The 12860-nt window shown below is 41.4% G+C and carries 11 protein-coding genes and 1 pseudogene; 9 read left to right on the plus strand and 3 right to left on the minus strand.

Annotated features, from left to right (window positions below):
- The 5 genes and pseudogenes from H6G97_RS24140 to H6G97_RS24160 form a co-directional block, all read left to right on the plus strand.
- Positions 1-299, plus strand: a pseudogene (locus H6G97_RS24140) (IS4 family transposase); the annotation flags it as partial.
- A 382-nt stretch (positions 300-681) separates the two neighbouring features.
- Positions 682-1566: a phytanoyl-CoA dioxygenase family protein gene (locus tag H6G97_RS24145; RefSeq protein WP_190943168.1), complete on the plus strand. Its 885-nt coding sequence runs from the start codon at positions 682-684 to the stop codon at positions 1564-1566.
- Between the two features lie 40 nt (positions 1567-1606).
- Positions 1607-2545 carry an NAD-dependent epimerase/dehydratase family protein gene (locus tag H6G97_RS24150; RefSeq protein ID WP_190943169.1) on the plus strand — a complete coding sequence of 313 codons (939 nt, stop codon included), beginning with the start codon at positions 1607-1609 and terminating at the stop codon, positions 2543-2545.
- A 14-nt stretch (positions 2546-2559) separates the two neighbouring features.
- Positions 2560-3900 carry a DUF4910 domain-containing protein gene (locus tag H6G97_RS24155; RefSeq protein ID WP_190943170.1) on the plus strand — a complete coding sequence of 447 codons (1341 nt, stop codon included), beginning with the start codon at positions 2560-2562 and terminating at the stop codon, positions 3898-3900.
- A 689-nt stretch (positions 3901-4589) separates the two neighbouring features.
- The gene (locus tag H6G97_RS24160; protein ID WP_190943171.1) at positions 4590-4757 is read left to right on the plus strand and encodes a CopG family transcriptional regulator; all 168 of its coding nucleotides are present in this window, start codon (positions 4590-4592) and stop codon (positions 4755-4757) included.
- A 710-nt stretch (positions 4758-5467) separates the two neighbouring features.
- Here the strand turns inward: H6G97_RS24160 and rpsU are convergent.
- Together rpsU and H6G97_RS24170 are read right to left on the minus strand one after the other, a co-directional pair.
- On the minus strand, positions 5468-5659 hold the full coding sequence (gene rpsU / locus H6G97_RS24165; protein ID WP_190943172.1) for a 30S ribosomal protein S21: 192 nt from the start codon (positions 5657-5659) through the stop codon (positions 5468-5470).
- A 229-nt stretch (positions 5660-5888) separates the two neighbouring features.
- A complete protein-coding gene (locus H6G97_RS24170; RefSeq protein ID WP_190943173.1) occupies positions 5889-6209 on the minus strand; it encodes an RNA recognition motif domain-containing protein in 321 nt (106 codons plus the stop codon).
- A gap of 394 nt (positions 6210-6603) precedes the next feature.
- Here H6G97_RS24170 and H6G97_RS24175 point away from each other — a divergent pair, with 394 nt between their 5' ends.
- Positions 6604-7998 carry a TldD/PmbA family protein gene (locus tag H6G97_RS24175; protein ID WP_190943174.1) on the plus strand — a complete coding sequence of 465 codons (1395 nt, stop codon included), beginning with the start codon at positions 6604-6606 and terminating at the stop codon, positions 7996-7998.
- Between the two features lie 269 nt (positions 7999-8267).
- Here the strand turns inward: H6G97_RS24175 and H6G97_RS24180 are convergent, their stop codons facing one another.
- A complete protein-coding gene (locus H6G97_RS24180) occupies positions 8268-9158 on the minus strand; it encodes a hypothetical protein (protein ID WP_190943175.1) in 891 nt (296 codons plus the stop codon).
- Positions 9159-9426: 268 nt separating this feature from the next.
- On the opposite strand from H6G97_RS24180, the gene H6G97_RS24185 reads away from it, so the two are divergent.
- The 3 genes from H6G97_RS24185 to H6G97_RS24195 all read left to right on the plus strand — a co-directional run bounded on the left by H6G97_RS24185 (position 9427) and on the right by H6G97_RS24195 (position 12785).
- On the plus strand, positions 9427-9957 hold the full coding sequence (locus H6G97_RS24185; RefSeq protein ID WP_190943176.1) for a pentapeptide repeat-containing protein: 531 nt from the start codon (positions 9427-9429) through the stop codon (positions 9955-9957).
- A gap of 387 nt (positions 9958-10344) precedes the next feature.
- Positions 10345-11895, plus strand: a complete 1551-nt coding sequence (locus H6G97_RS24190; protein WP_190943177.1) for a DUF1565 domain-containing protein — start codon at positions 10345-10347, stop codon at positions 11893-11895.
- 131 nt (positions 11896-12026) lie between these two features.
- Positions 12027-12785 (plus strand): hypothetical protein, encoded by a 759-nt coding sequence (locus H6G97_RS24195; protein ID WP_190943178.1) that lies wholly within the window; start codon positions 12027-12029, stop codon positions 12783-12785.
- The last annotated feature ends 75 nt before the right edge of the window (positions 12786-12860 follow it).

The following is a 12860-nucleotide window of genomic DNA, read 5'->3' on the forward strand; positions in this document are numbered from 1 at the left end:
TAGCTAGAGAATACCACCAGCGTTGGGAAGTTGAAAATACGATTGATGAATTGAAAATCCATCTTTTGGGGCGAAAAACCCATGTTCGTTCTCAAAAACCACGCGAAGTAGTGCAAGAAGTTTATGGTTGGCTGTTAGGACATTGGTCAGTCAGAGTGTTAATGTTTCAAGCTGCAACGGCTGCTGGGGTTGCGCCATTACGTTTGAGTTTTACAGGAACTTTACGGGTAATTCGTCGTGCTATTCCTAAATTTCAACACTTACAGCAAGAAGAATTACCCTTTTTTTCAATTGGTTAATTGTAGAAATCCTAGATACGTTGTTACCCGAACGCGTTCACCGTACTAATCCCAGGGTTGTAAAAAGACCTGTATCAAAGTTTCGTTCTAAAAAAACAAAACACAGAGGTACTGGACAACGAGTCGAAGCTCCGAAATTTAACGTCACTCATAAGCTTTTGAGCCTTAACTGAACCGTATTGGTTTGGGGGTGGGGTTCTTGTACCTCATTTAACCGAGAACCGCTAGAAGAGCAATTTAAAAATATGTAGTTGCTGAGTGAAGTTAGGATTAGTATCACGCAGAGGCGCAGAGACAGAGAAAATCAGAATTTTAAAAAATTAATTTTGAGTTTTATACTCAACAATGTGTTCAAACTTTGTAATAGCAGATGAGGAGGGAAGTGAATACAATTTATTTTGATTCGACTTTTAGTGATGAAATCAGACGCAAGCATCTCTACAATGGGGAAATATTTGTCTTCTCTACTTGCGCCAGTGCGATCGCTCTATGTAATTTTGCTCGTAGCATGGTTGAAGAAGCATTTGCCCCTTTAGATCCCAGAGAAGCCCAACATAGTCTGCCTGTAGAGAAATACGTTGAGATTTTAGCACAACTCAAGCCAGCCTTTATCCATCATCCTAAATCTAAACAACTCATTCAAGGCATCTTGAAGGAAAGTGGATGTGATTTGAACAAAACCTATTTTGATGTACCTCGCCTGAGAACAGCAACCAGCGATCGCTATCTGACTGCTGGCATTGCTTACGCTTTTCATCCTCATCGTGACACTTGGTACTCTGCACCTCTGTGCCAGATCAACTGGTGGGTTCCTGTCTACGATATTACCCCAGAGAATGCAATGGCATTCCATCCCCGCTACTGGAGTCAACCAGTTAAAAATAGCTCCAGGGATTATGACTACGCTGAGTGGAATAAAGAAAGTCGCAAAAATGCGGCACAGCATATTAAAACAGATACGCGCAAGCAACCCCATGCGGAAGAAACTTTAGAAATGGAGCCGCAATTGCGGTTGATTACACAAGTTGGTGGCATGATTCTCTTTTCAGGAGCGCAGATGCACTCAACTGTTCCCAACACATCAGGCTATACTCGTTTCAGTATTGACTTTAGAACTGTACACCTTGATGATGCGATCGCTCAACAGGGTGCGCCAAATATTGATTCAGCTTGTACAGGAACTTCTTTAGGCGACTTCTTACGAGGCACTGACTTCTGCCCGATTACTGATACATTGTCGTTGTCTACAACAAACAATCTCTTGTAAAAAAACTTTTGCTTTCCAAACTTTAGTCTGTGAGCAATAAATGGTAAACTCTGTTGAAAAATTGGGTGGACAAAGAATACTGATTACAGGTGCTAGTGGATTTCTCGGGTCTCATTTAGTCCGTCATTTATGCCACAATGGTGCAGAAGTACACGCTGTTTCTCGCAGTTTTCACACTTCTGATATAAGCTGCTTGCGATGGTGGCACGGTGACATGGAGAACATTGAGTTTGTTAAAAACCTTTTCCACAGCATTAAACCTAACGTCATCTTCCATTTATCTGGTCTTGTCACAGCAGTTCCTAATCTAGAGTTCATATTGCCTACCTTTCACAGTCTACTGACTAGTACTATTAACTTATTGACAGTAGCTGCCGAAATTGGCTGTAGTCGCATTGTGTTGATCGCTTCTTTAGAGGAACCAGAACTAAATCATCCTGAAGTAATTCCTTCTTCTCCTTACGCTATTGCTAAATTGGCTAGTAGTACTTATGGTCGGATGTTTCATCGACTCTATCAGACACCTGTAGTTCTTGTTAAACCCTTTATGACCTATGGGCCAGGGCAAAATGCGTATAAGATCATTCCTTCTGTTATTCTTTCCTTGTTACAAGGGCAAGCTCCAAAACTTAGTAGTGGAAAGCGTCAAGTTGATTGGATTTATATCGATGACGTGATTGAAGGACTTCTCGCTGCAATACAAGTTCCCAGTGTAGAAGGCTGTACATTCGACTTAGGTTCGGGAGAACTAGTACCCATTCATGCAGTTGTGTCCCAGCTTGTTAATCTGGTCAATCCTCAAATCCAGCCTCTATTTGGCGCTTTACCTGAGCGGCCAATGGAAAAGATCAGAGTAGCGGATACGGCTTATACATACGACAAACTGGGTTGGCAACCTTCAACTCCTCTAAAGAAGGGCTTGGAATTGACTGTAGATTGGTATACAGAACATCAACAAGAGATTGAATACACCAGGTAACAAGGATTTTACTTATGGTTGCATATGGAGTTCAGAATATTAATTTAGTTGAGCTAAAAAACTATTTTAACCTCAAGGATATCAGTCTAGAACTTTACGAACTAATTTCTAATTTATATCCCATTTGCCGTAGTATTACAGGTAATGGTTTTAGAGAAACTTTAAAAATTATCCAACAGCATATTCCTTTATCAATTCATGAAGTGCCAACAGGAACAGAGGTATTTGATTGGACAATTCCTAAAGAGTGGAATATTAAAGATGCCTATATTAAAAACTCTCAAGGTGAAAAGATTGTAGATTTTACTAATTCAAATTTACACGTTGTTAACTATAGTATTCCCATACATCAAAAATTATCTCTTCAAGAACTTAAATTACATCTATTTACACTTCCAGAACACCCTGATTGGATTCCTTACCGAACTTCATATTACAAGGAAAGTTGGGGTTTTTGTCTCAGTCACAATCAGTATTTACAATTAAAAGATGAAGAATATGAAGTATGTATTGATTCTTCCCTCGAACCTGGTTATCTGACTTATGGTGAGTATTTTATCCCTGGAGAAAGTAGCGATGAAGTCTTAATTTCCTGCCACACCTGTCATCCTTCACTTTGTAATGATAATCTTTCGGGAATTGCGATCGCTACTTTTATCGCTAAATACTTAAGTCAAACTACATCAAGATATTCTTATCGATTTATCTGGATTCCCGGAACCATTGGCTCAATTACATGGTTGGCTCTCAACGAAGCTAAAGTCAATAAGATTAAACATGGTTTGGTATTAACTTGTTTAGGAGATTCCGGTAAATTTACTTACAAAAAAAGCCGTAGAGCAAACACTGAAATTGATAAAGTTGCTGCTTATGTACTCAAAAACTCAAAACAGGATTATGAAATTATAGATTTTTTCCCCTATGGCTACGATGAGCGACAATATTGCTCACCTGGGTTTAATTTAGCTGTAGGTTGCTTGATGCGATCGCCTCATGGTAGTTTTCCCGAGTACCACACCTCAGCAGATGATTTAAATTTCGTTCAACCCCAATATCTTGCCGAGTCATTCTTGCAATGTCATTCAATGTTGTATATCCTCAACAATAACGAAATCTATTACAATAAGAATCCTAAATGTGAGCCACAGTTAGGTAAAAGAGGAATATATCGCGTAACTGGTGGTCACAAAGATAGCGAACTAAATCAAATGGCAATATTGTGGGTTTTAAATTTATCTGATGGCGACCATACTCTCTTAGATATTGCAGAAAGGTCAGGAATATCATTTGATCTGATTAAAAATGCTGCGGATATATTATTAGCACATGACTTATTAAAAAGTAACATCAATTAAGTAAAAAATAAAATTGAAGCAGAATTCAAAATTCAGCAATGTTTGATTCAGGAAGCAAAAGAAGGGAGGGGAGGCACACTTTGGCTGCTCAGTGACTAGGAGGCAGAAGGAACCCATATTTAAAAACGTAGGATTGTAGCAAGGAGCAAAGACGGAGTTTCTCGCCCTCCGCGCTTTGTATCTTGCACTACCCGCCTCAATCCAATTTTTTTGACTGGGCAATGACCCAATACTTCTAGGGTTTTGCATTTTTAATTCGGAATCGGGTTTTGGGAAAAGGTTAAAGGTTTTTTCTTCCCCTTTCCCCCCGCCCCTTATCCCCAGAGGGAACCCCATCTTCCCCTTTAACCTTTAACCGAGAAGTATTGGGGCAATGACCCAGAACTAAAGCTTTTGTACTTCTTCCTTCTGCCCCCTGCTCCCTGCCTTTCTTTGGAAGGTATTGTAAAAATACTTATTTTGTGTTGATATAATTTAATACTACTTTTACATTTTATTTATAATTACTGCCCGGAAAGTAGCTAAACTTTATGCTTTAAAATATACTTAGCTTTTTCACTATTGTTTAGAAAAAGATCCTATCCAACTTCATGATTACTTAAATTAAATGTCATTGATTATACCATTGTAATAGCAGCTTAGATGATTGATATTAGAAAAGTAGTTTAAAAACATAGCTTGTCTAATACATGAATAAAAAATGGGCTGCTAAACGACTGACAATCAATCTCACCTCAAGCGAAGCACAAAAGCTTGAACAATACTGTTCAATAACGGGAAGACCAGCAACTGATGTAATTCGGGAGTTAATTCGCTCTCTTTCTTCTCAGGGAGAAAAAAGCTCTGAAAGCTCGTAAATCAGACTGTACAAAAAATAAAACTAGGGTCAGTACATCTCTATTTACGAGTGAAATATAATGCTTAAGAGTTATCAGCTAACAGTGAATCCCCATAACTAAAGTTAGGGGATTTAAGGGACTTACAAAAAATAAATTATCCCAAATTATTTGTAGACTTGTAAGGGTACAAGGTCTTGCGCTCCTAAAATGGGATGTTTTTTAACTGGAAGTCTCTTAAATAAAGACACTCTTTTACAAAAGTCAGAGCAGAGGCTTCCTCTGCTCTGACTTTTGCTTTGAATTTTGTGCAATCATTTTGATACAATGATTTAAGTAGAACAGCTTAAATAATTGACGCTATGTCATTGCGAATGAAACGAAGTGTAATGAAGTGTAATGAAGCAATCGCAACGCTTATGTCGATTTTACATTCTGTTATATAGCTAGGTTTATTTTCACCGACTTACTTAATGGTGAAGTTAAGACAGTGAAGAGTAGTAAACTATCACTGATTTTAATTATTAATTATTTAGTTATCAACTCTTTTGACTCATTTTCTAGCTACTTACCCCTGTAACCTTTGATTGATGCAGAAAGGCAGGAAAGGTTGCCGAAGGTCAAAACTTACTCATTAGATTCTACTTCAGAGTATAGCGATCGCCTCTTCGACAGCTAAGAATCTAATGAGAGAGTGCGTTAGCGTAGCTCACCGTAGGTATTGCTAATTATCAATTACTACGGAAATTTCTCTTGCGTTGTTTGTGCCTTGCCACTTCTTTGCGCTTGTGTTTTTCCAAAGGCGTTTCAAAGTGACGATGCTTTCTCATGTCTGGAAAAATTCCTGCTTTGGAAACTTCCCTTTTAAATCGACGTAAGGCTGACTCAATTCCTTCATTTTCGCCCACAAATACTTGGGTCATCTTCATCTCCTACTTAATTGGTACTGGGCAATTTTAAGCCATCCAGTAGACCGGAGCGCAAAAAGGGCAGATAATGATTCTGCCCTTAAGACGTTAAAACTTAATTTTTGATCTTGAATTACCAAACACCAACCGCTAGGCGGCATAGTATAAGCTCTTTCAATTCATCGACAATAGCCTCTAGAACTTCGTAGCCCGATTGAGAGACTTTTGCTGTTTTAATTAAAGTTTAGTAGCGTGAGCGATTGTATCCACCGCCACCACCACTGTTGCCTCGGTTGCCGCCACCAAAGGAACCACCTCTATCTTCCTTGGGTTTAGCCTTATTAACTTTAAGGTCGCGTCCCATCCATTCAGCCCCATCAAGAGCATCAATGGCAGCTGTTTCTTCAGCTTCTGTACCCATCTCTACAAAAGCAAAGCCGCGTGGACGTCCTGTTTCACGGTCAGTAGGCAACTGAACCCGTTTTACAGTACCGTGTTCGGCAAATACAGAATTGAGGTCTTCTTGTGTGACCTCGTAGGATAGATTACCTACATAAATTGACATGCGTTATCTCCAAAATCATAGGTGTGTAGAGATTTAGATTTCGGAGACAAGCTTGTTAAGACCAAAAGGGAAAAGCCTGTCAATACTAAAAACAAACGCTGTAACCGAATTTTATTCTCACTTAATTACCTTAGCACATCATTTAGTTCTTACCCACCGTAACTGAGAAGTACTAAAGATTGGGCATAGGGCATTGAAAAGAGGCAGGGGAAGCAGGGGAGGAAAGAGAGTTATTATTAAGCAATTTCTCTTCCCCTGCTTCTCTTCTCCTCCTGCTCGCCTCAACAGATAACTTTGTTAACCGAACCGTATTGCCCCAACCCCGATATTAATTAGCAGAAGTTCCCCAATTAATTGCAAAATAAATGCAGTTCGTCATTGTTACTAATTGGAAATGCCGACTACACTTGCTGACGCACAAAATTTACTTTCTGACCTGATCACACGTTACTCAGGGCGTGTAGATTATCTGATGATTCGCCTGGAAGAAGCAGAAGGGACTGATATCTTGTTGCGTGGCGACAAGGTAGAAACTCTCAGTGAAGGCATCTCCATTGGTGGACATATTCGCGCTTGTTATAAAGGTGGATGGGGATTGAGCTGCTTTAACCAATTGGCGACAATCCAGGATCGGATAGAAGAGGCGATCGCTGCTGCGCGGATGGTTGGAGATGAAGAAACTTTACTTGCACCCATTGACCCGGTGCAAGCAGTGTGCATTCTCCCCCTAAAAGGTGCAGACCCGCGAAATATCCCGCTCTCGCAAAAAAAACAATTGTGCGATCGCTATGCCCAATTGCTCAAAAGCGTTGATCGCCGGATTACCACTACCTCGGTGCGTTACGGTGACAGCGCCCAAAAAGTGATCATTGCTACCTCAGAAGGCACTTTAATCGAGCAATCTTGGGTGGATATGGAAATGCGCTTTGCCGCCACCGCCAGAAATGGCGAAACCGTACAAACTGGACGGGAAACTAATGGCTCTCGCAAAGCTTACGAAGATTTAACTGATTTGGATGAACAGGTAAAAGGTGCCGCTCAAAGAGCGATCGCTGCTTTATCTCTGCCATCGGTCAAAGGCAATACTTACACCGTTGTCATTGACCCAATTCTCACGGGTTTATTCGTCCACGAAGCTTTTGGACATCTTTCTGAGGCTGACATGGCTTATGAAAATCCCGATTTGCTGGAAGTGATGACCATCGGACGGCGGTTTGGCCCAGAAGAATTGCAAATTTTTGATGGTGCGGCTCCAGAGGGACATCGCGGGAGCTATTTTTACGACGATGAAGGCACGCCTGCTACTACTACTCAACTAATTAAAGATGGTGTTTTAGTTGGACGTTTACATTCTCGTGAAACCGCTGGCAAATTGGAAGAAGCGCCTACGGGTAACGCTCGCTGTCTAAACTATCACTTTACCCCTATTGTGCGGATGACAAACACTTGGATTGAACGGGGTAAAACACCAGTTGGAGACTTATTCACTGATATCAAAGAAGGGGTTTATGCCCGTAATTGGTTGGGTGGGATGACAAATGGGGAAATGTTTACCTTTAGTGCTGGGGAAGCGTGGATGATTAGGAATGGCAAAATTGCTGAACCTGTGCGGGATGTGACGCTTTCAGGAAATGTATTCCAAACTTTAGCGGATATTGAGGCACTTGGTGATGATTTCTACTGGGATGAATCTGGCGGTTGTGGTAAAGGAGGACAAAACGGCTTGTCTGTGGGTTGTGGTGGCCCTAGTCTGAGAATTCGAGATGTAGTGGTTGGCGGGGAAACGTAAACCCCAACCCTTGCAGCATTAACCCGCATTTCTCACAAGCTCCTTTGTGTTTGATGATGAGTAATAAGTAATGGGTAATAAGTAAAATTTTTAACTCACAACTTCTTACTCCTTACTTACTACTCATTACTCCTCCATTCGAGGTGTGGTGAGAAATCCGGGATTAAGTCTGTATTGGACAAGCAAGTTGTAGGGGCACGGCATGCCGTGCCCCTACGGGTGTACCTCACTACAAACATCAAAACTCGCTGGAAATATTTCAATTTCAATCAATTTGCTAGCCAGAAAGCGACGTTACGCACATAGGTTTTGATATCTTCTAAGGCACGCGGCTCTTTTTTCATTCCATCTCCTGGTTGCTCATCTACAAAAGTGGGACAGCCTTTATTAATATCCCAGTTGTAATCTACTAGATGATGAAAGCTGGAGTTAGCTACTGCTCGTCCTAATATATTTCCCTGCTTATCTTGATGATGCTCGATCGCTACAACCAAATTGAAGTTACGACCTGTAACTAAACTTTTACCCAGGGCAATTACCCGTGCGTTTGCATTGCCCACAGGTGCGCCAATACCGCCTTCATGGGGATGTGTTGGGAAAAACTCGATACTTCCTGAAGGTGAATTAGGATTTTTTAAAAGTTCGTGAATGGGTTCAACAATGGTAATTTTTTGATAATCGCCGTTAGCTCCAGAATGATAGTTGGGCCAGGAGATATAAGTTGTGTATGAGTCATCTCGGCTCCAACGAGATTCATCGGGATCGGGATTTTTGGTGTTGAAATAGTGGACATCACCAATATGAATTAAACCACACATCGAGCAGCCCATATCCTGATGATCGCGTGTTGTCAAAATCCCACCGCCGCGTTGCCGAAAAGCATTAATTCCGGCAATGTCTTTTTCGGTTAAACCATTATCCACCTCTAAGCCAAATAGCCAAAGTTCATCAAAATCTGATTTATCCAGACTACTTAAAACTGGATCGCCACCGACTGCATCTGATTCATAATCACGTCCTGTAACTTCAAATAAGGAGTTTCCTGCTTCGTCTTGAATTGATGCTAAGTAATTTTGTAACATCGAGAAACGAAAAATACTCCAGTCATTTTCAGTCGTAGGAATCGTAGTCTGCAAAAGAATACGAATTGGTTTTGCCATAACCTCTGCCAGACGAACACCACAATTGAGTATAGCGATCGCTTTGCACTAATGCTTAAATTTTTAAGATCAGCAACATCCGTCTTAAGTATGAAAGTAACTCATAACTCTAGGTAGTAGCGCCAGTAGTTGAGTATGGCTATAATGAATAAAAGCAATTAAATATCCACTCTAGTTTGATTCACCACATCTATTCTCAGTAGCGCGTGCTGAGGATTTGCTGCTTGTCTGGGTAATCAATTAAACGTTCCTTAGCACAGCGACAGATATGAAAGCAGATCAACTCCTGAAAAACTATGCCGCAGGTGTCAGAGACTTTACTGGTGTCAACTTGAGCGAGGCAAACTTAAGGGAAGCCAATCTCAGTGGCGTAATTTTAGATAGAGCAATTTTAGATGGAGCTAATCTAAGTCACGCTAATTTAGCCCAAGCCAGTTTGATTGAGGCAGATTTAAATGGAGCAGATTTGAGCAATGCTGATCTCAGTGGTAGCAATTTAAGCGGAGCTATTTTAGATGGAGCTATTTTGGATGGAGCCGCAATGGAAGGAGCTAATTTAAGTCAGGCTGATTTGACGGTTGCTAAACTGATTGAAACTAACTTAAGTGACGCGGATTTGCAGGAAGCAAACTTGATAGCGGCAAATCTAGATGGAGCTGATTTGAGTGGTGCAGATTTGACTGTAGCTGACTTATCCCAGGCAAATCTCACTCAAGCAGATTTGAACCAGACAAATTTGAGCGGCGCAAATTTGGATGGAGCCAATATAGAAGGAACAGTCTTAGATGGGAATGTGTAATGCATTCCCCATAACTGAAGTTGGGGGCTTTTGAGATTGCCCCCTTAAAAAGGTTTTTTGATGAAATTTGGTGATTTTCGGTTCATGCTATTTTTGCGAGAGTGAAAAATATATTTTTTGTCATTGCTTCGCTTTGTTCGCAATGACTACACAAATTTTATATGAATTTTTATCCCTTAAAAAGGCACAGAGTCAACACTCTAGTCGGAGCCTCGCATTCTTTCCCACCACAGTGAGAGTCTATAACTTGTATGTATGCATACTCCACTTACAAGAAAAAGTAACGTGGATATATTTTCTACGCACAAAGGTACTACTTTGAAAAAGTTTGCTACAAGTAGTGTTATTTATGATTGTCATAGTTAAACAATTGACTCTCAACTATCAATGGTGAACTCTATCCTCGTTGTCACACTCTATGTCAACCCTATGACAGGGAATGATACCAATACTGGTTCACGGTTGAGTCCGTTTAAAAGCCTCACCCGTGCCTTAAAAGTAACCAAGATGCCCACGATAATTCATCTGGAATCGGGGATTTACAGCAGCGCCAATGATGAGGTGTTCCCACTGGTTATCCCTGGAGGGGCGACAGTGGTGGGTAACGAAGCTAATAAAGGCGCAGGGATCGTAATTTCCGGGAGTGGCGAGTATCAAAGCCCTAGCTTTGGTATGCAGAATATTACGCTGCTCTTGGTAGATAATGCCAGTCTTTTAGGTGTAACTGTCACTAATCCGTCAGTCAAAGGTACTGGTATCTGGATTGAATCGGCTGCACCCACTTTAGCTAACAATACTTTTAGCAACTGTGGGCGGGAAGGTGTGTTTACCACTGGTACTGCCAAACCCACAATTTTAAATAACGTATTTGTGCAAAATACTGCTAGCGGGTTAGTGATGGCAGGCCATAGCCAGGGAGAAGTAGTAGAGAATGTATTTCAAAGAAACCCCTTGGGCATAGCAATTAGTGACTTTGCCGCTCCGGCGATCGCAAATAATAAATTATCAGAAAATCGCACCGCGATCGCACTTTCTCGCAACGCCCAACCTGTGCTGCGTCAAAATCTTATTACTAAAAATACCCAAGGTGGTTTATTAGTCAATGGCAATGCAGTCCCAGATTTAGGCAATACCGAAGATCCCGGTGATAATATTTTTCGTGACCAAAATGAATTTGATTTATATAATGCTACCGCAAAAAAGCTAGTTTCCGTAGGTAATCAATTCAATCCTTCTCTAATCAAAGGCTTGGTTGAATTGATCCCAGGTAATCAAGTATCAATTAATATCAGTTTTTCTGACAACCCAATAGAGTCTCCATCTCAAAAGCTCCCCTTTTCCCCTCCTCTCCCCGCGTCTCCCGAACTAGATGGACATTGGGCAGAACCATTTATTCAGGCATTAGTGAGCATGAATTTAACTCATGTTTTTGCCAATGGTAACTATCAGCCAGATAAATCCATGACTCGCGCCCAGTATGCATCTCTGGTAGCGATCGCCTTTAATCCATTTCCCAAAATCTCGGCACCTGATTTTACAGATGTACCCAAGGATTTTTGGGCTTATAGGGCTATCCAAATCGCGGCTAGCGGTGGCTTTGTTGGTGGATTTAGCGATCGCACTTTCCGCCCCGATCAAAATGTGCAACGATTACAGGTGATTGTCTCCCTAGTATACGGACTGGGACTACCAGCGGTTGATAGCGATGTTTTAGAAGTATATAGCGATCGCCATACCATCCCCGACTATGCCCGAAAAGCCGTTGCTACTGCTACACAACAAAAAATCATCGTTAATTACCCAGATCCCAAACTACTTGCACCTTTACGGGAAGCAACACGCGCTGAAGTTGCAGCAATGATTTATCAGGCATTAGTTGCCATTGGGCGAACATCTGCGATTAAATCTGTCTATGTAGGGTTGCATTCTAGAGGTTGACAAGTAGAATAAGAAACATTGCTTATCGGCTTAGTAACTCGTGGAAAAAAAAACCATGTAGTTAAAAGCACGTTAGGCTAATATGCGATGGGTGACAAATTTTAGACCTATTGCCGAAAGCTAATAGCCCCATGTTAACAACACTTCCAGATACTTCTGCCAACTTAGCGATCGCCTTATTAATTAACTATAGTTTTGATCTCAGTGGCTATACTGCCAATGAGCTAGTTGAGCGTTGGCAAGCGCAATACCCGCTGAATTGGCTACACCTGGCAGTGATTGAGGCGCTATATCAAGGTCGTTATAAAGCGGTTTCCGTGCAGCAAATATTAGTATTTTGGCAGCGCCGGGATCAGGCTACATATCATTTCAACATGGAATTTGAACGGATGATTTGTAGCAAATTTCCCCAAAGCTTAACCTCATCGCCTGCACCAAGCCTATCGCTAGCTAAGAAAAACCCCACTGTAGAGATAACGAGTCCTCAATTACCACCAGCTAAGATTCGTAATGGTTATCAATACAGCAATACGGCAACTCTACAACTCAACAGTTCCGAACCAAGGACATCTTTGAGTCAAGAAGAGGAGAAGCAGGAAGATAGAGATCATAAAACTGTCTTAAAGTCCCCTCTATCTGGGAAATTTGCCTCTTCGAAAACCCTTCAGCTATCGTCTGCTGTCAGCCAAAAGCAAACTTCACCAGAAAGTCCACTGCCTTATCCATCACCAAACCATTATCAACAACAGCCGAAGCTACTCCCACCTGCTGCTATTCATGCCCCAATTGGACAATTTACTCCCGAAAAAAGCGATCGCACTGACTCTTTTACATCTAAACTCAAAGCGATGTCTGGGGAGCAAAATCCAAATCGGGGGAGTGGGGAATAGGGAGTGGGGGGAAGAGGAGCAGGGGGAGCAGGGGGAGCAGGGGGAGCATGAGTGGAATAACTAATGCCTAATACC

Origin of the sequence: Nostoc flagelliforme FACHB-838, assembly GCF_014698065.1 — a bacterium.
Lineage (GTDB): Bacteria > Cyanobacteriota > Cyanobacteriia > Cyanobacteriales > Nostocaceae > Nostoc > Nostoc flagelliforme_B.